The organism is Francisella frigiditurris, from assembly GCF_001880225.1.
Taxonomy (GTDB): domain Bacteria; phylum Pseudomonadota; class Gammaproteobacteria; order Francisellales; family Francisellaceae; genus Francisella; species Francisella frigiditurris.
Window position 1 is genome coordinate 1,009,340 of record NZ_CP009654.1, and the last position, 19,468, is coordinate 1,028,807.

The following is a 19,468-nucleotide window of genomic DNA, read 5'->3' on the forward strand; positions in this document are numbered from 1 at the left end:
TATGAGTAAGCATGTTCATATTTTAGGTGTTTGTGGAACATTTATGGGATCATTAGCAGTTCTTGCTAAACAAAGAGGTTATAAAGTCACAGGTTCTGATCTTAATGTTTATCCTCCAATGAGTACATATCTTGAAAGTCAAGGGATAGATATAATTAAAGGTTTTGATGTTTCTCAATTAGATAACAAGCCTGATGAAATTATCATAGGTAATGTTATGAAAAGAGGGTTACCTATAATAGAGAAAATATTAGATGAAAAGCTTAATTACTTTTCAGGTCCTTCATGGCTGTATGAGAATGTCTTAAGGCATAAGAAAGTTATCGCAATTTCTGGTACTCATGGGAAAACCACAACAACCACGATGACCATAAAGATATTAGAGCAAGCTGGTTTGAATCCTAGTTTCTTAGTTGGGGGAATTAGTGGAGATTTTGGCGTATCATCAAGATACACTGATTCTGAGTATTTTGTAATAGAAGCTGATGAGTATGATACAGCTTTTTTTGATAAAAGATCGAAACTAATCCATTATGATCCATATATTTTGGTTATAAATAACATTGAATATGACCATGCTGATATTTTTAAAGATATAGATGCTATTTATTGGCAATTCCATCAACTTTTAAGAAAAATGCCAAGTAAAGCTAGTGTTATATATAACGCCTCTGATGAAAATGTCCAGCATATAATAAATATGGGCTGTTGGTCTAAGAGAGTTCAGACAAATATTGAAAACTCTATTCATATAGATGAGCATAGTAGTGATTATTCAAGTTTCAGAATTGTTAATGGTATGGAAGAGTTATCAGTTAATTGGGGTTTTATTGGACAACATAATGCATTAAATGCATTAAGTGCATATTCTGTTGCAAAACAGATTGGAATTGATGATAAAGATATTTTAGATGCACTAAATAGTTTTAAAGGTGTTAAAAGAAGGCTAGAGGTTATTTTTAAAAATGACAGAATAACTTTATATGATGACTTTGCACATCATCCAACTTCGATAAAACTTACTTTAGATGCGGTTAGAAATAAAACTCCAGAAGCATATGTTTTAGCCTTAGTTGATCCTAGATCAAATACAATGAAAGATGGGAGTAATAAAGACTTTTTACCTAAAGCATTACAGAGAGCTAACAAGGTATTATTCTATAATCATAAATTATTAAAATGGGATGCAAAATCTACATTAAATGATATTGATACAGTCATATATGTCGATGAGGCTGAAACATTTAAAGAACACATTCTAGAAGTATTAAAACAAGAGAAAAATAATAAAATAGAGATTGTTATGATGAGTAATGGTTCTTTTGATGGTTTAAGAGAAGCATTACCAATTTTACTAGGAGAGGCAAGTGAGTAGTCTAGTATATGGTATACATGCTGTAGAAAGCTTAATAAAAACAGATAGTGCTAGTAAAGTTATTATTCTTAACAAAGGATTAAATAATCCTCAGATAAAGAGTATTTTAGACTTGGCAAGTGAAAAGGGAATAAAGCCTGAAGTTATAGATCATATTAAGCAACTTCCAGAGAGATTACCGAGAGATGTAACACATCAAGGTGTATTTGCTTATAGTTTAGAAAATAATCAAAAAATGTATGATGAAAAAGATCTAAAAAGTTTACTTCCACAAGATAAAAATGCTTTTATATTGATCTTAGATAGTGTTCAAGATCCTCATAATTTAGGCGCTTGTATTAGAACAGCACATTCTGCTGGAGTTGATTTTTTAGTTATCCCTAAAGACAATAGCGCTACAGTAAATGCAACTGTCAAAAAAGTTGCTTGTGGGGCAGCAGAACATTTAAAAATTGTAGTTGTTACTAATCTTTCTAGAGCAATTGAAAAGCTAAAGGAACAAGGTGTTTGGGTAATTGGATTAGCTGGTGAAGCTGATGAAAGTTTATATGATATGAACTTGCAAGATTCTATAGCTCTAGTAGCTGGCTCAGAAGGTAAAGGAATGAGACAAAAAACTAAGGCCAATTGTGACTTTTTAGCTAAGCTACCAATGTATGGGGAAGTATCTAGTTTAAATGTATCAGTTGCTTCGGGAATATCTATGTATGAGGTTGTTAGACAAAGAAATTTCGTAAAGGAATAAAAAAATAATTATATAAGTTATGCAATTTGCTTTTTTAAATAGTAAAAAATACGCAGCAATCAATGCAGCAAAAACAGTTATAGCATGTTTAATAGCATATGCTTTAGGTAGGCTCTTAGATAGCTTTTTTAGAGCTGAGCAAATGTATATGTGGATGGTGATAACTGTTTTAGTTGTTATGTCAACGCAGCCAAATCTTGGTGGGGCATTAGATAAAGCTTTGATGCGTTTTGTTGGAACTATAATTAGCGCAAGTATTGCAATTGTAATAATCCTGATTAGTTTCAATAAGGTTGAAGCTTTTTCATTAGCTTTTATTTTTATTATGGTGGCAGTTTTTATAGCTGGGGCATCTTCTAAATTTAGTTATGCAGGATCCTTGGCTGGAATAACAATGATAATTATTATTTTAAATGAAAATGTTAGTGTTGAACTAGCTGTATTTAGGATGATAGAGATTTCTCAAGGTATAGTAATTGCATTACTTGTAAATAGATTTGTTTTTCCAATAAGAGCAGAAAGAAGGTTAAAAGAAAGTTTCTCTAAAACTATTAGTGATATTAAAACTTTTTATGGGATTTTATTTCATGAAAGAGGCAGTATTCATGAAGATTTGATGACTAATATTTTTTCAGAGTTTACTAAGCAAATTAATTTGATTAAAGAAGTCTCTTATGAAAATAAAACTCAAGTAGTAAAAGAGTATCAAAAGATGAGTTTATATATACGTAGACTTTATAGATACATGATTCTAATTTATGACTATGTTGATACTAGTATAGCTGAAGATGATAAAGAGTCATTGCTTAAGGATATTACTTTTATAGATATCGAAGAGAAAACTCTACAAATTCTGGGGCATGTAAGTAAGAGCATAGAAAAAAATAAGCAAGTAGATTATAAAGAGATTTTAGCTTTTGAAGCCTATGTTAAAAATAATTTTGAAAATATAGTTTTATTGAATGGTTATGGTAATCAAATCTTGGAGTTCTATATTAAAACTTTTTTAAAAGCTTTAGAGGAATTAGCTGTAGAGCATAACTATATTGCAAGCCATTAATTATTGAATAAATTATTATTTTAAGCTACAATCTTGGACTACTTTTTTGTCTTTTTATACTTTTAAATTTATTTAAAAATATTTGATATTGGGTTTTCTTATGACAGATAAATTTTCTAAAAATATCTTAATAGCGATATTAATTGTAACTATTGTTATAGATATAATGGGGTTGGGATTAGTTTTTCCTATTATGCCGTCATTATTTTTTGACTCTACGGCTGTTACTTTTGGAGAAGTAGGGGGGAATTTTCAAAATTGGTATTATTCTATTGCATTAGCTTCATGGCCTCTTGGATTAGTATTAGGAGGTCCTATATTAGGAGAGCTTTCCGATAAGTATGGTCGAAAGATTGTTTTACTATCAGCTATTTTTTGTACATCTTTGTCTTATATGTTATCTGCTTATGCAATATATTCAGGAGATTATCTACTCTTTATAGCTAGTCGTTTCATAAGTGGTTTAGCAGGAGGTGCTTTTGAAATAGCACAAGCAGCTGTTATTGATATAAGTAGTGAAGAAGAAAAATCTAAGAATTTAGGCTTTATAACTATGGCTGCTTCATTAGGCTTTATTATAGGTCCTATAACAACAAGTTTTGCAGCTTCTATGAGTATTAGTCATACATTACCTTTCTTTGTGGCTGCTATTTTATCATTAGTAAATATGTTATTTATTTTTGTTGTTATGAAAAAGGATCTGCCTAAGCATCCTGGTTTAGTACTAACAATAGGAACAGTTTATAAAACGATATCTTTCTTGCTTTCAGATAAAAGGATAAGACTGGTTGGAGTTGCTTATTTATTGATGCAGGCTGCTTGGGGCTTTTATGGTCAAGGAATAGCATTGTTTTTAAATGAAGTTTATAGCTATAACACTAGCATGACAGGTCTTTTCTATGCTGCTACAGGTTTAGCTGTCGCTATTTGTAGTTTATTTTTTCAGCCATATATTTTTAAAAAAATAACTCCAACAAAAGCTTTTATTATATTTGCTGTAATTTGTTCGATAGGATTAATATCAACAGCCATATTTGCAAATATAGGTATTCAATGGTTAATTGGTGTAGTTGGCTCTGCATCTCAGTTGATTTGTTATACAGCACTGTTAACTATTATTTCATCATCTGTAACAGATCAAGAACAAGGTAAAGCTATGGGAGCTGCTGGAGCTGGTTTTGGTATGGCATGGTTTTTGAATGATATTATGATGGGTCATTTAGTTTCTAAATCTATATATGCTCCTCTACCTTTTGGCGGAGTTATGTTTATAGTTAGTATTTTTATGCTTTTATTTGCATTAAGAAAGCGTAATAAATCTAGCTAATCATTGTGCTATAATTTAAGAAGTTTTATTTACATTTTAAACTTCTTAAATGCAATTAGTCTCTTTAAAAAAGCTTAACTTATCTTTTGGTACACAAGAAATATTAAAAGATGTAGATTTCGATATTTCAAAAGGTCAAAGGATTTGCCTTATTGGTAGAAATGGTACCGGTAAGTCTTCTCTATTAAAAATCATTGAAGGAAAAAACCATCCAGATAGTGGTGAAGTAATTATTCATAATAATGCAGTAATAGCTAGTATGATTCAGGATATTCCTAATGATATAAAAGGAGATGTTAAAAGCGTTATTCTTAGTGGGCTTGGAGAGGTTGGTGAAAAGCTTGTAGAGTATCAAGACATTTTGGCTAGTTTAGAGAGTTTTCCAGAAAATTTACATAAATTAGAGGATGTTCAAAAATACATAGATGAAAACCATGCTTGGGAATATATGAATGAAGCTGATGTGATTATTACAAAGCTTCAGCTTAATACTGATAAAAAATTTTCTGATCTATCTGGCGGGATGAAGCGTAGAGTAATACTTGCTAGAGCATTAATAAGAAAGCCTGACTTACTACTTTTAGATGAACCTACAAACCATTTAGATATATCTTCGATAACTTGGTTAGAAGAGTTTTTGAAACAGTTTGCGGGAGCTATATTGTTTATTACTCATGATAGAAAATTTTTAAATAATGTTGCAAAGAGTATTATCGAATTAGATAGAGGCAATTTATATTCCTTTGAAGGAAACTATCTTCAGTTTTTAGAAAAGAAAGAGGCTATATTACAAGCTGAACAAAAATCTAATAAAGAATTCGATAAAAGGCTAGCTCAAGAAGAAGCGTGGATCAGACAAGGAATTAAAGCTCGTAGGACAAGAAATGAAGGAAGAGTACGAGCTCTTGAGAAAATGAGATCTGAGCGAAAACAAAGAAAAGAGCAAGTAGGTAAGATTGATATAAATGTTTCGGCCGGTGAAAAGTCATCAAGGAAAGTTATTATAGCTAATAATGTAGGCCATAAATATCAACAAAAATACCTTTTCAAAAATTTCTCTACAGAGATAGTTAAGGGCGATAAGGTTGCTATACTTGGGTCAAATGGTTGTGGCAAAAGTACTTTATTAAATATTTTATTGGGTAAATTAAAACCAACTGATGGTAGTATTGAGCAAGCATTTAATCTTCAAATAGCTTATTTTGATCAGTTGCGAGATCAACTGGATGAGAAGTTGAGTATTATGGATAATGTTAAAGAGGGCTCTGATTTTATCCAAATTAATGATAAATCAATACATGTTATAACATATCTACAAAAATTTTTATTTTCCCCAGATAGGCTTCATGCTCCTATCACTCATCTTTCAGGAGGCGAGAAAAATAGATTACTCCTTGCAAAGATACTTTCTAAACCTAGTAATGTCATTGTATTAGATGAACCAACAAATGATCTTGATATAGAAACTTTAGAAATATTAGAAGAGATGCTAATCAATTATAAAGGGACTATTCTTTTAATAAGCCATGATAGAGAGTTTATTAATAATATAGCTACTAGCACAATAGTTTTTGAGGAGCATGGATTAGAAGAGTATGTTGGTGGTTATGATGATTGGTTGAGACAGAAAGTTAAACCAGAAGTTTTAAAAGAACCTAAAAAAGAAGCTCCTAAGGTGCAGCAAAAGCAAGAAAAAATAGAAAAACAAAACAAATTAAATCATGAGCAAAGAAAAACTCTTAAAAGCTTACCTGTCCAAATAGAAAAGCTAGAAAAAGGTATAGGAGATATTGAAGGACAAATGGCTGATGCAGATTTTTATAAAAAATCAAAAGAAGAGATTCAGTTAGTTCAAAGTAAGTTAGATCAATTAAATAAAGATTTAGAAGAAAAATTTTCACTTTGGGAAGAGCTTCTGGCACTAGAATAAATTAAGAGGAATTTATGAATAAGAATGATCTTAGAGAAGAAAAAAAGGTACTTGCTATAACAAGTTTTGCAGAATTTGCTGAAAGATATAGCTATTACATAATACAGTCTTTATTGATATTTTTTTTAATAGGAAAATTTAATCTTTCACAAGAACTGTCAGCCTCTTTAGTTGGAACTGTTTTATCGATGGTTTATATTTCTGCCATTTTAGGGGGATATATCGCAGAAAAGCTAATTGGATACTATAGGGCAGGGATGTTAGGTTCATTTTTTATGGTATTAGGAACTTTTACATTAGCAATATCAACTAATGAAAATTTACTTTTTTTAGGTTTGAGTTTTATTTCAATTAGTACTGGGCTGATTAAATCAAATATGGCTTCTTTTATTGGAAGATTTTATGATAAGTCATCTCTAACTGATGGTAATAGAGATTTTGGATTTAATGTTTTCTATGTTGGTATTAATTTAGGTAGTTTTTTTGCTTTATCCTTTGCGACTTCATTAAAAGATAATTATGGTTATAGTGCTCCATTTTATAGTAGCATGACTGTAAGTATAGTAATGCTCTTTGTTTTGATTATAGGTTTTGGTTTTCTTAAAAAACACATTATAGACCTTGTTTTAACAGGGAAGATTATTTTAAAAACGACAATATTAATTTTGATATATATACTTCTTCTTTTCTATATTTTTAAAGAGCCAAATGTTGCAAGTTTTTCAATATTTATAGCCTTTGTCGCATCTGCAATTATTATGTTTTTATCTGCTAATAAAGGAAATTACAAAAAGGTTTTAGTAGCTGGTGTGTTTTTTGTATTATCAATTATATATTGGGGTTTATACTTTCAAATGTTTATCTCCCTCTTATTGTTTACAGATTATGCAGTTAATACAGTTTTAGTAAACTCAAGTCAGATTTTAAGTGTTGAAGCTATAGGTGTTTTAATATTTGGATTTATTGTTGGGAAACTTTGGCTTTATTTAGCAAATGCGGGAAGAGAAATTCAAGATATTGATAAGTTTAATATAGCTTTTATAATATTAGCTTTATCTTTTATAGTGATTTTAATATCAATACTAACAACTCCTATAGATGTTAAAGTTACTGTCTATGGGTTTATCATAGGATATTTTATTTTAGCTTTATCAGAATTAAGTTTATCTGCTATAGGTCTGTCATTAGTAACTAAAATAGCTCCAAAAGGCTTTGTTTCACTATACATGGGTATATGGCTAGTTACCCTAGGAATAGGTGGTAAATTTGGCGGTTATTTAGCTGGTTTTGTTTATATTCCAGAGAATGATATAAATTTAGCAAAAGCGAATATGAGTGATGGAATGGATATGTTTATAGTTATAGCTATCATAACATCGTTATTAATTCTTACTATAAGAAAACGAGTTAATAGAAATATATAACTACTTTATTTAACTTCCCAAGTATTTCTAAGAGTAACAGTTCTATTAAAAACTATATTTTCTCTTGAAAAATCTTTTTGGTCAGCAGTGAAGTATCCAATTCTATTGAACTGAAAATGTTCCTCTGGCTTAGCATCCTCTAGCGATTTTTCTAGTTTTGCATTTTTTATTAACTCGAAAGAGTTAGAATTTAAACTATCCTCAATATTTTCAAATCTTCCAGGATTTTCATCATTAAATAATCTATCGTAAAGTCTGATCTCAGCATTAATACAGTTCTTTGCATCTACCCAATGTATGATTCCATCAGGTTTTTTATTATCGTCAGGTTTTTTACCACCTAAAGTTTCTGGAAGATAGCTACATTTTAATTCTATAACTTTACCTGAAGCATCAGTAACTACTTCATTACAATCAATTACATAAGAGTTTAATAACCTTACTCGACCATTTGTGCTTAGCTTTTTCATTCCTTTTTCTAACTCAAATACAAAATCTTCACTATCGATGTATATAGTTTCAGATATTGTTATATCTCTTCTTCCAAAATCTGGATCTTGAGGATGATTAGGAACATTAAGAGTGTGTGGTGGCATATTAGCTATAGTTACTTTAATAGGATCTAGTACAGCATTTCTCCTGTGAGCTTTAATATTTAAATCGCTTCTAATAGACTCCTCAAGTACAGAAATATCTATCAAAGAATCTTGTTTAGATATGCCAATCATATCACAAAAGTTTTTAATAGATTCTGGAGTGTATCCTCTACGTCTAAATCCTTTTAGTGTAGGCATTCTTGGATCATCCCAACCATTAACTAAATTTTTATCCACTAAATATTTAAGCTTTCTTTTACTTGTGATGTTATAGTTAAGATTTAATCTTGAAAATTCAATTTGTCTAGGTTTTTTCTCGAATTCTGTTTCTTCAACAACCCAATCATAAAAAGGTCTTTGATCTTGAAATTCTAGCGTACATAGAGAGTGAGTTATTTTTTCTATAGCATCTTCAAGAGGATGGGCAAAAGCATACATTGGGTATATACACCATTTATCGCCAGTTTTAGGATGTGTAGCAAATTTAATCCGATAAAGAGCTGGGTCTCTTAAATTTATATTTCCAGAAGCCATATCTATTTTTGCTCTTAGGGTTTTGCTACCTTCAGGGAACTCACCATTTTTCATTTTTTCAAATAGCTCTAAATTTTCCTCAATACTTCTATTTCTATAAGGACTATTTCTTCCAGGCTCTTTAAGCGTGCCACGATACTCTCTAACTTCTTCAGCGGATAAGTCACAAATATAGGCTTTATCTTTTTTAATAAGTAGTTGAGCTAATTCATACATTTTGTCAAAGTATTCAGAAGCAAAATAAAGATTCTCACCCCAGTCAAAGCCTAACCACTTTACATCTTCTTTTATTGCATTTATATATTCAATATCTTCCTTTTCTGGATTAGTATCATCAAATCTTAGATGGCAGGTAGTGTTATATTCTTCAGCTAATCCAAAATTTAAGCATATTGATTTGGCATGACCAATATGTAAATAACCATTAGGTTCAGGAGGAAATCTTGTTACAATAGTATTATGTAAGCCTGTATCTAAATCACTGTTTATAATGTTTTTAATGAAATTAGTTTTTTGCGCAGTTTTTTCATTGCTCATAATTAATTTAAATAGTAATTACTACTTTGATTGTAAATAGTTTACTTGATTAAACTTTTAATAGAATATATTTTTTGAAAAATGTTTTTTTAAGATATATAATTCAAATTATCATCCTATATATGAAATTTTGAAATTTCTAAAAGAAATCAATGGATTTATCCTCGAGTACAGATAATGAGTATCTGTGTACAATAAAAAATATATATCAAAATATAAGTACAAAAGAATTGTTAGAATATATCAAAAGTAGCAATGATAGTCATTATATACGGTCTGAAGGTAATGCTATCTTAGTTGATAGTGGAGAAATAAAAGGAAGATTACCAGAAGATAAATATATAGTTGAAACTAAATATGCTAAGAAGAATGTTTGGTGGAATGATAAAGGTTCTGATAATAAACCACTTAGTAGAAATAATTGGAAGATAGTTAAAGAAAAAGTTCGTCAAGACATTTCTCAAAAAGATTTATTTGTTATAGATGGTTTTTATAATAATGATGTTAAAAATAGAATTGCTGTTCGATTCGTTACAAATGTTGCATGGGCAGCTTACTTTTTCAAATTAGTATCAATAGAGCCTACACAAGAAGAATTAGAAAGTTTTTCAGAAGAGTGGACAATATTGCATTCACCTGCTACAAAAATTGAAGATTTTGCAGAGTTAGGTTTGAATTCGCCAAATATAATAGCTACAAATTTAAAGCAAAGAGAAAGTATCATTGCTGGAACATATTACTTAACTGAAATTGATAAGATTTTACTTTCATCAATGAGTTATTATCTTTCTTTAGCTAATATAGGCGTATTTCACTGTGCTGTTGGTATAGATAAAGATGATAATGCAACTATGTTTTTTGGGCTTTCAGGGAGTGGTAAAACAACACTAGCCCTCACAAATAGAGAATTATTTGCTAATGGAGCTACAGCTTGGGCTGATGATGGCTTACATAGTTTAGATGGTGGTTTTACTGTAAAAGCAGCTAGTTTTAGTAGAGAAAACCAAAATATTAAAGAAATTTTAGATGGTCAAGCTTTAATTGAAAACCCTAATTTTGATGAGCAAGGTAATATTATTTTTGGTTCTAAAACTAAGGGACAAAGTAATACATATTTAGCATTTTCAAAAGAAAGCTTAACTAATGTTAAACTTGAGTCATCAAATCCTAAAACAATTATTTTTTTAGTTAAAGATAGTAAAGGTGTATTGCCTAGAGTCTCTAAACTAACTAAAGGACAAGCAATTTATCATTTTTTATCAGGTTATACATGTACTTCCATAGGAATAGAAAATGGCGTATCTGAACCTAAATTAGAGTTTTCTAGCTGCTATGCCCAACCTTTTTTATTATTAGAGCCTACTAGATATGCAAAGATTCTTAGACAAAGGTTGAAAATGTCTGATGCAAAAATTTATATGGTCAATGTTGGTTGGATAGAAGGCGATTATAATACAGGTAGAAGAGCTCCTGTAGATGAAACAAAAATGTTGGTCGATTATATTACTAATCCAGGTGAAAATGTTCAGTTTGTTTATAAAAGAGAAAAGTATTTTAATTTTAAGTCTATTTCTGAGATTCATGATGGTGAAAAAGTAATTAAAGTAGATAATACATGGACAGATATAAGAGAATATAAAAAATCTTATAAAGCTTTAGCTAGAAGCTTTATTAAAAACTATAAACATCAGTTCCCAATAGATAATGAATTTGCTATGAAATATGAACATTTTGGTCCTATTCTTTAATTATTTTTTTCTATAAAAAAAAACATAAATATAATATAATTATTCTTAATATAACTTTAATTTATATACTTTATACTGTATGTTGATTTGGATTTTTAATTGGCTATCTGGCTTTTGGCCAGCTTTAGCTATGTTTAGTAGTTATGTGTCTTTAAGAATTGTGATGATAGCAATAACTTCTTTGTTTATTACTTTATTCTTGGGTTATCCAATGATTAGATGGTTGCAAAGGATGCAGATAGGTCAAGTAGTCAGGGATGATGGACCTCAAAGTCATTTTTCTAAAAGAAATACTCCAACTATGGGTGGTGTACTCATCTTATCATCAGTACTGATTTCTTCATTGCTTTGGGGAGATCTAACTAGTATCTACCTTTGGATATTGCTTCTAGTTATCGTTTTTTTTGGAGCTATTGGATTTTTTGATGATTATTTGAAATTAGTATTAAAGCATCCAAAAGGTCTTAAATCACGTTACAAATTTGCACTACAATCAGTATTTTCAATTATATTGGCAATAGTTTTATACTTTTTATTAGAAAAAAATGGAAAAATGCTTTTATCTATTCCTTTTACTAAAGATTGGGTTATGCCAATGGGAATAGTGCTTTTCACTATTCTTACTTTTTTTATAATTAATGGAAGTAGTAATGCTGTAAATTTAACAGATGGCTTAGATGGACTAGCTATTTTACCAGTTGTATTGGTTGCAGCAGGTTTGGGAGTTTATGCATATATAGAGACTAATCATAGTTTAGCAAATTATCTTTTATTTGATTATTTGGGAAATAAAGGTTTAGCTGAGGTTGCAGTATTTTGCGCAGCTATTTGTGGGTCTGGTTTAGCATTTTTATGGTTTAACTCATATCCAGCTGAAGTATTTATGGGAGATGTTGGCTCTCTTACTTTAGGTGCTGTCTTAGGAGTTATAGCAGTTATGATAAGGCAAGAGCTAATATTTTTTATAATGGGCTTACTATTTGTTGCAGAAGCAGTATCCGTAATTTTACAAGTTGGTTCTTATAAACTTAGAAAAAAGCGTATATTTAGAATGGCACCAATTCATCATCATTTTGAACTTAAAGGTTGGCCGGAAACTAAAGTAGTTATTCGCTTTTGGATAATTACAGTTATACTAGTACTTATAGGGTTAGCAGCAATAAAGGTTAGATAGATGCTAAGCTTTTTTTATAAGGACGTCTTAATAAATAAAATTCTTATAGTTGGATATGGATCTACAGGTAAGTCCGTAGAAATCTATTTAGAAAAATATAATCTAGAGGTTCATATTTCTTCATCTGAAGCAGATTTTCTAGAAAAGAATTTAGAAACATATGATTTATTGGTAGTTAGTCCAGGTATTCCTTTAAATAAAAATCCATATAGCAATTTAGAAAGCTATAAATTTAAAATAATAAGTGATATTGATTTATATTATGATGCTATTAAAGCTAAACAGATAAAGTTGATAGCTGTTACTGGCTCAAATGGAAAGAGTACCGTAGTAACTATGTTGAATACGGTTTTGAACAATTTAGGTTATAAAAGTATTTTAGTAGGAAATATAGGAACTCCTATTTTATCTAAGGTTAATGATGATGTGGAATTTTGTGTGGTTGAAATATCTAGTTTTCAAATAGATTTGCTTAAAGATGCTAAATTTGATGTATCTTGCGTAATTAATATTTCACATGATCATCTTGATAGATATGATAGTTACCAAGAATATATTAACTCCAAACTTAACTTAGAGAAGTTTAGTAGGGAGTTTTTTATTTACGATTTTGAGGATCAAGGACTGAAGTATAATACAGAATTTTCTATCAGAAATTCTTGTATTTATAAGAAAGAAAAAAAGATATTGGCTCTTGAAGAAACAAAACTTTTTGGTCTACATAATCTTGAAAATATTATAGTTGTCTTGAGTATTTTAGAAAAGTTTAATATTAACTATAAGAAGGTTATAACAGAGCTTAAAGAGTTTGAAGGCCTAAAACATAGATGTAATAAGATTGGCGAAATTAGAGGAGTTTCCTACATAAATGATTCAAAGGGTACAAATGTAGGTGCTACAGTCGTTGCGATAGATAATTTAACAAACTCTAAAAATATAGTATTACTACTAGGTGGTGTTGCCAAAGGTGGAGATTTTTCTATAATGCAAAAAAGTATTACAGAAAAAGTTAAATTTGTTTGTATCTATGGTAAAGATGCTGAATATATAAAAGTGCAATTAGAAAAGTATTATTCTAATTTTGAAGTTTTAAAAGATATGAAGACAGCTTTTGCTAAAGCAGTAAATATAGCAAGTAAAAATGATATAGTATTATTATCTCCAGCATGTGCTAGTTTTGATGAATTTAGAAACTATGAGCATAGGGGGGAAGTGTTTATTAAACTTTTTAACGAATATAAAGAAAAGATATTGTAAAGGATTAAATAGTGCTATATAGATTAAAGCTTTGGCTCACTAACCAGAATGCAAAAAGAGAAAGAGTAAAAGCTAAATTAGAAATAGATATATCTATAGTTTTTGCAATGCTGGGACTTCTAGCATTTGGCTGGATTATGGTTACATCAGCATCTATGATTGTAGCTATGGATGATTATAATAATCCTTTCTATTATTCTATTAGACAAGGTTTTTTTGCTATTGTTTCTATTTTTCTATTTTTATTGGCTTTACTTGTACCAACAAAGAACTACGAAAAAAATCATAATGCTTTCTTTTTTATAATGCTTATTGTTTTAGTAGCAGTTTTGGTTCCAGGAATCGGTAAAAGTGTAAATGGTGCCAGAAGATGGATTCCTTTAATTATAATTAATATCCAAGTTGCTGAATTAGCTAAATTATTAGCAATAATTTTCTTTTCTGGTTATATTGCAACAAATCTTGAGAAGATGTCTAATTTTAAAGAAGGTATTCTGACTCCAATAAGTATGCTGGGTTGTATAGCTTTATTACTTTTAATGCAGCCAGATTTTGGTTCTACAGTGGTTATTTCTATATGTGTTATGGGGATGCTATTTGTTTCTGGAAATAAAGTACGCTGGTATGGATTATTATTGGGAATGATGCTAATGGCAGCGGCTACGTTAGTTGTAATCTCACCTTATAGGATGCATAGAATAACTGGTTTCTTACATCCATGGGAAAATGCTAATGATTCTGGCTATCAGCTTGTACAAGCACTTATCGCATTTGGTAGAGGAGAGTGGTTTGGTGATGGATTAGGTAATAGTATTCAAAAACAGTTTTTTCTACCAGAAGCGCATACTGATTTTATTACGTCAGTGATTGTGGAAGAAATTGGGATAATAGGGCTCATGATCTTATTAGCAGTTTATTTATTTATTGTTATAAAAGCCATAAATATAGCAAAGAATGCATATCAGCTAAAAAGATATTATCAAGCATTTTTATCTTATGGAATAAGCTTTTGGTTAGCATTTCAAGTTTTTGTAAATGTTGGGGTGAATACTGGCTTATTACCTACAAAAGGCTTAACCTTACCATTTATAAGTTATGGCGGAAGTAGTTTGCTTATTATGTGTTATACAATAGGGATATTGCTTAGAATTGATTTTGAGAATAAGCTTTTAGCAGATACTATAAATCCAAAATATATTTATAAAAGAGTTAAGTAGCTGAAAATTGATCTGGCTTTTCTTCTATATTTTCAAATAAGAATTTTTGCATTTCTTCTTTTAAGAAATCTTTAGCTTTAGCATCCATTAAATTTAAACGATATTCATTAATTAAGATTGTTTGGTGTGAAAGCCATGCTTGCCAAGCTCTATTTGAAACTTCTTTTTTTATTTTGATGCCTAGTTCACCAGGAAATGGCTGGTATGGTATAGCATCAAGTTCTTCATTATATTTTTTGCAAAATACTTTTTCATTCATTTAAATCTCCTTTAAATACATTTTTTAGGTTTTGGTAATCCTGCTAATTTCGCAGCCTGAACAGCTGGAGATACAGGAAATAATATTTGTAAAAATAAACTATTTCCTATTTCATTACCATACTTATCTTTTAATGATTTAACCAACTCTCTAATAGCAGGAGATTTATGATTCTTTTTATAATACTCTCTTAGGAAATTAATAATTATAAAATGTTTATCAGAAAGCAGGATTCCTTCTTGATCTGCGATGTGCTCACAGAATTTTATATCCCAAGAATCGAAATCTAATAAAAAGCCTTCAGAGTCTATGTTGTAGTTATCCACAAATATGATAAAATCATAGGTTAGATTATTAATATTTTGATTATAACAGAGAAGATTACTTGTTTTAATCATTAATCTTTTATTAAAGGCCTATATCAAATGAAAGTAACACTGTATACAGCAAAATATTGTCCATATTCTTTAAGAGCAAGAATCGCATTAGCAGAAAAGAGAATGAATGTTGATGTCGTTGAGGCAAGTGATTTATCAGCTGACATTTTAAAGAAAATTTCTCCAAAAGGAACATTGCCCGTATTAAAAGAAAAAGATTATTCAGTCGATAATAAGAAAGCTCTTATGATTTATATAGATGAGAGATTCCCTGCACCAAATCTTTTACCAAGCATAGTACATGATCGTATTAAGGTTAGATTAGCATTAGAGAAAATAGATGCTGAGTGGTATACGGTTTTAGCAGAGGTAAAGAAAAATAGAGGAAATAAAGTTAAGCTAAAAAATATATTCCAAGATTTGGAGGATAGTTTTAAATCTATGGAAGGCGTTTTTGCAGAGTCAGAGTTTTTTATATCATCAACTTTCACTTTAGCAGACTGTTATATAGCAGCAATGATGCTTTATCTCGAAGCAGAAGGATTTATTATAGATGAGTCTTATGGAGCTATATTTGATTATAAAAAAAGAATTTTTGCGAGAGAGTCTATAAAGAAAGCATATTTTAAAGGTAATGCGAACGATTCTTTATTGAAAACACTAAGAGCATCAATGACAAGGTAGATTATGTGGTATAGTAATTTTGTAGATTTTTTTTATTTTAACTTATATCTATTAGCAGTCATTCTTGCAATAGTTTTTATTTTAGTAATGTTCTTTTCTTTGCTAGCAAAAAGTAAAGAGCACCAAGTGAAGGCTTCAAAAGGAAAGCTTGAATTAAGTAAACTTGGTGAAAGATATAAAAAAGCTCAAGAATATCTAATGTTAGAAGTGTTAGATAAAAGAGAGTATAAAGAGTTTAGAAAAGAGCAAAAAAAGAAATATTCAAAAGAAGATGTTGTAGACTCTAAAAAAATATTTGTACTAACTTTTAAAGGAGATCTTCAAGCATCTCAAGTTGAAAGCCTTAGAGAAGAGGTATCATCTGTATTGTCCATAGCAAAAACTATGGATGAAGTGATTGTTAGAGTTGATAGCCCAGGTGGGGTTGTAAATGGTTATGGGTTTGCAGCGGCTCAACTAGAAAGGATTAGACAAGCAGGTATTAATCTTACAGTCTGTATTGATCAGATAGCAGCAAGTGGTGGTTATATGATGGCTTCAGTAGCACATAAAATAATCTGTTCGCCTTTTGCAATAGTTGGTTCTATTGGTGTTGTTGGAACTGTACCAAATGTTAGAGATATGCTTAGAAAACATGGTATAGATGTAGAGATGCATACTTCTGGGCAATACAAAAGAACATTAACTACTGTAGGTGAAAATACTGAAGAAGGTAGAGAAAAATTTAAAGAAGATTTGCAAAATATTCACTATCTGTTTAAGAAACATATTCTTACATATAGACCAAACCTTGATATTGAAAAAGTTGCCACAGGTGAGCACTGGTTTGGTAAAGATGCTTTAGAATTAGGGTTGGTTGATAAAATCCAAACGTATGATGACTATATTATTGATTATTTTAGACAAGATATTGATGCGTATGAAATAAGCTTTGTAAGAAAAAAAGATAAAGGATTTATAAAATCTAAATTAGCCTTAGTTAAAAGAATATTTGCTAGCATCTTATATAATCGCAAAATAATATAATGTTCCAATTAGAATCACATCAAACTTTACTAGATAAAATTTTTGAACAAAAAAGTACCAATACCCTTCATCATTCTTTTATTTTTAGAGTTAAAGATGCTATTTTAATTGATCGATTTATTAATTCTTTATGCTCGATTTTATTAGATAGAAAAATAGAGGATTATAATGATTCGGCTTATATAACTATTGCAAATATTGATAATGATGAAATCAAACTAGCTGAAGTAAAGAAGATTATTAAAAACTGTGAGTTAGCTGGTCATAATAACGGCGCTAAAATTATAATTATAGAGAAATTAGAGTTACTAAATGATTCGGCAGCAAATGCTTTGTTGAAAACATTAGAAGAGCCTACAGAGAATACTTTTTTTCTAATGTTCACTAATGACTATCATGAAATATTAGATACTGTTAAAAGTAGATCATTAACATACGATATTTTTTTTACAGAAAAAGATAAAATAAACTATTTAAAATATACTTTTGACATGTCTGAAGATGCTATAGCTAAATCAATGAGAATGGCAAGAAATGATGTTAATATAATTGCAAAAATTAAATTAGATGCTGCATTTTGGCAGATTAGAAATCATTTGGTTTTGACTCTAGTTGGTCAGATGAGTATCAGGAGTTTATTAAAAGAAGTCACACCGAATTATAAAGAGGCTTTATATTGGCTTTTAAGTATTTTGATAGATGTTTATTGTGTTAGTTTAGAGTTAGATGAATCTACTTTAGCAAACTATGACAGAGTGTCTGTAATAAAGCATTTAGCAATTAAACGTAGGTTGGATGAAAACTTTAAGTTATATAAGAAAGCTCTAAAAGCAAAAGAGTATTTTAATAACTTTAAGAATGTAGATAAAGAACTAATATTAGAAAACCTACTGTTAGAAATAGTTGGATAGGATAAGATAATTATGGATGTAAAGAAACAACAAGAATTAAAGGGTTTAGCTCATAAGCTTAAACCTGTAGTTTTAATAGGAGAAAAAGGTCTTACAGAAAATGTATTGACTGAAATAGACATTGCTTTGACGTCACATGAGCTTATTAAAGTTAAGGCTTTTAGAGCACCAAAAGAATATAAGGAAGAAATTTCTGCTGAGATAACTAAGAAAACAAAATGTGAGCTTGTACAAATAATAGGTAATATTTTAATTTTATATAGAAAAAAGCCAATTAGTAAAAAGAGAAAGTAGGAGAGTAAGTATGAGTTTTCCTATAACTAGACCTAGAAGATTAAGAAACTCTCGATCATTAAGAGAAATTGTTGCAGAAACAAGATTAAGCATTAATGATTTGATGTATCCAATATTTATAGTCCATGGAAAAAATATAAAGAAAGAGATTTCATCAATGCCAGGGCAATATCATTGGTCAGTAGATAGACTAGATGAGCTTTTAGGTAATATAGAAAAAGCTGGTATTAGAAGTATTATGATTTTTGGTGTTCCTGAAGTTAAGGATATAGAGGCTTCAGAGAACTATAATTCAAATGGAATAGTACAACAGGCAATTAGAAGATTTAAGCAGTTAAATTCTAATATTATTATTGCTACAGATGTTTGCTTATGTGGTTATACACCGCATGGACATTGTGGAATTCTAGATGAAGTTGAGTATGTTGATAATGATAGAACTTTAGAAATCTTGAAAAAAACAGCAATTTCTCATGCTGAAGCAGGTGCTGATATAGTTGCTCCAAGTGGTATGATGGATGGTATGATTCTTGCAATGAGACAAGCTTTAGATTCTATGGGATTTGTTAAAGTTGCTATTATGTCCTATGCTGTTAAATATGCATCGGCATTTTATGGGCCTTTTCGTGATGCATGTAGCTCTTCTCCTAAAGGAGATAGAAAGACTTATCAAATGGATTATAGAAATAAAAAAGAAGCAATAAGAGAAGCGTTATTAGACATAGAAGAGGGCGCTGACTTCATAATGGTAAAACCTGCTCTTAGCTATCTTGACATAATAAATGAACTAAATAGTAAAATTAATTTACCAATAGCTGCTTATCATGTTAGTGGTGAATATTCTATGGTAAAAGCTGCAGCACAACAGGGCTTAATTAATGAAGAAGCTATTACTCTAGAAATTTTGACTTCGATGAAAAGGGCTGGAGCTAAAGTAATTCTTACTTATAGTGCTTTAGATGTGGCAAAGTGGATTTGATTCATATACAAATA

18 protein-coding genes are annotated in these 19,468 nt (G+C 29.8%); 15 read left to right on the forward strand and 3 right to left on the reverse strand.

Annotation, left to right across the window (positions count from 1 at the left end):
* Nucleotide 1: 1 nt before the first annotated feature.
* The 6 genes from mpl to KX01_RS05000 all read left to right on the forward strand — a co-directional run bounded on the left by mpl (nucleotide 2) and on the right by KX01_RS05000 (nucleotide 7,861).
* Nucleotides 2–1,375 (forward strand): UDP-N-acetylmuramate:L-alanyl-gamma-D-glutamyl-meso-diaminopimelate ligase, encoded by a 1,374-nt coding sequence (gene mpl, locus KX01_RS04975; protein ID WP_071663939.1) that lies wholly within the window; start codon nucleotides 2–4, stop codon nucleotides 1,373–1,375.
* Nucleotides 1,368–2,120, forward strand: a complete 753-nt coding sequence (rlmB, locus tag KX01_RS04980; protein WP_071663940.1) for a 23S rRNA (guanosine(2251)-2'-O)-methyltransferase RlmB — start codon at nucleotides 1,368–1,370, stop codon at nucleotides 2,118–2,120. The genes mpl and rlmB overlap by 8 nt, the downstream gene beginning before the upstream one ends.
* Nucleotides 2,121–2,139: 19 nt before the next feature.
* Nucleotides 2,140–3,180, forward strand: a complete 1,041-nt coding sequence (locus KX01_RS04985; RefSeq protein ID WP_071663941.1) for an FUSC family protein — start codon at nucleotides 2,140–2,142, stop codon at nucleotides 3,178–3,180.
* A 166-nt stretch (nucleotides 3,181–3,346) separates the two neighbouring features.
* On the forward strand, nucleotides 3,347–4,507 hold the full coding sequence (locus tag KX01_RS04990) for an MFS transporter (protein WP_332245033.1): 1,161 nt from the start codon (nucleotides 3,347–3,349) through the stop codon (nucleotides 4,505–4,507).
* A 49-nt stretch (nucleotides 4,508–4,556) separates the two neighbouring features.
* The gene (locus KX01_RS04995) at nucleotides 4,557–6,437 is read left to right on the forward strand and encodes an ATP-binding cassette domain-containing protein (RefSeq protein WP_071663943.1); all 1,881 of its coding nucleotides are present in this window, start codon (nucleotides 4,557–4,559) and stop codon (nucleotides 6,435–6,437) included.
* Nucleotides 6,438–6,451: 14 nt separating this feature from the next.
* On the forward strand, nucleotides 6,452–7,861 hold the full coding sequence (locus tag KX01_RS05000; RefSeq protein WP_071663944.1) for a peptide MFS transporter: 1,410 nt from the start codon (nucleotides 6,452–6,454) through the stop codon (nucleotides 7,859–7,861).
* Nucleotides 7,862–7,866: 5 nt separating this feature from the next.
* On the opposite strand, the gene KX01_RS05005 is transcribed toward KX01_RS05000, so the two are convergent.
* A complete protein-coding gene (locus KX01_RS05005; protein WP_071663945.1) occupies nucleotides 7,867–9,528 on the reverse strand; it encodes a glutamine--tRNA ligase/YqeY domain fusion protein in 1,662 nt (553 codons plus the stop codon).
* A 152-nt stretch (nucleotides 9,529–9,680) separates the two neighbouring features.
* Between KX01_RS05005 and KX01_RS05010 the strand changes: the two genes are divergently transcribed.
* From KX01_RS05010 to ftsW, 4 genes are all read left to right on the forward strand, one after another.
* Nucleotides 9,681–11,276, forward strand: coding sequence for a phosphoenolpyruvate carboxykinase (ATP) (locus tag KX01_RS05010; RefSeq protein ID WP_071663946.1), 1,596 nt, complete (start codon nucleotides 9,681–9,683; stop codon nucleotides 11,274–11,276).
* Nucleotides 11,277–11,355: 79 nt separating this feature from the next.
* The gene (gene mraY, locus KX01_RS05015; RefSeq protein WP_071663947.1) at nucleotides 11,356–12,450 is read left to right on the forward strand and encodes a phospho-N-acetylmuramoyl-pentapeptide-transferase; all 1,095 of its coding nucleotides are present in this window, start codon (nucleotides 11,356–11,358) and stop codon (nucleotides 12,448–12,450) included.
* Nucleotides 12,451–13,707, forward strand: a complete 1,257-nt coding sequence (murD, locus tag KX01_RS05020; protein ID WP_071663948.1) for a UDP-N-acetylmuramoyl-L-alanine--D-glutamate ligase — start codon at nucleotides 12,451–12,453, stop codon at nucleotides 13,705–13,707.
* An 11-nt stretch (nucleotides 13,708–13,718) separates the two neighbouring features.
* Nucleotides 13,719–14,924, forward strand: coding sequence for a putative lipid II flippase FtsW (ftsW, locus tag KX01_RS05025; RefSeq protein ID WP_071663949.1), 1,206 nt, complete (start codon nucleotides 13,719–13,721; stop codon nucleotides 14,922–14,924).
* Here ftsW and KX01_RS05030 read toward each other — a convergent pair.
* Together KX01_RS05030 and KX01_RS05035 are read right to left on the reverse strand one after the other, a co-directional pair.
* Entirely contained in the window at nucleotides 14,917–15,183 is a 267-nt protein-coding gene (locus KX01_RS05030) for an oxidative damage protection protein (protein ID WP_071663950.1), read from the reverse strand. The two genes, ftsW and KX01_RS05030, sit on opposite strands and share 8 nt — an antisense overlap.
* An 11-nt stretch (nucleotides 15,184–15,194) precedes the next feature.
* A complete protein-coding gene (locus KX01_RS05035) occupies nucleotides 15,195–15,509 on the reverse strand; it encodes a TusE/DsrC/DsvC family sulfur relay protein (protein WP_071664753.1) in 315 nt (104 codons plus the stop codon).
* Between the two features lie 99 nt (nucleotides 15,510–15,608).
* Here KX01_RS05035 and KX01_RS05040 point away from each other — a divergent pair, with 99 nt between their 5' ends.
* Genes KX01_RS05040 through hemB form a run of 5 tightly spaced genes read left to right on the forward strand, consistent with a single transcriptional unit; the run spans nucleotide 15,609 to nucleotide 19,454 of the window.
* Nucleotides 15,609–16,244 (forward strand): glutathione S-transferase family protein, encoded by a 636-nt coding sequence (locus KX01_RS05040; RefSeq protein WP_071663951.1) that lies wholly within the window; start codon nucleotides 15,609–15,611, stop codon nucleotides 16,242–16,244.
* A gap of 3 nt (nucleotides 16,245–16,247) precedes the next feature.
* Entirely contained in the window at nucleotides 16,248–17,270 is a 1,023-nt protein-coding gene (sohB, locus tag KX01_RS05045; RefSeq protein WP_071663952.1) for a protease SohB, read from the forward strand.
* Nucleotides 17,270–18,181 (forward strand): DNA polymerase III subunit delta' C-terminal domain-containing protein, encoded by a 912-nt coding sequence (locus KX01_RS05050; protein WP_071663953.1) that lies wholly within the window; start codon nucleotides 17,270–17,272, stop codon nucleotides 18,179–18,181. The genes sohB and KX01_RS05050 overlap by 1 nt, the downstream gene beginning before the upstream one ends.
* Nucleotides 18,182–18,193: 12 nt before the next feature.
* Nucleotides 18,194–18,475, forward strand: coding sequence for a ribosome assembly RNA-binding protein YhbY (yhbY, locus tag KX01_RS05055; protein ID WP_083578901.1), 282 nt, complete (start codon nucleotides 18,194–18,196; stop codon nucleotides 18,473–18,475).
* Between the two features lie 10 nt (nucleotides 18,476–18,485).
* Entirely contained in the window at nucleotides 18,486–19,454 is a 969-nt protein-coding gene (hemB, locus tag KX01_RS05060; protein WP_071663955.1) for a porphobilinogen synthase, read from the forward strand.
* Nucleotides 19,455–19,468: the final 14 nt, after the last annotated feature.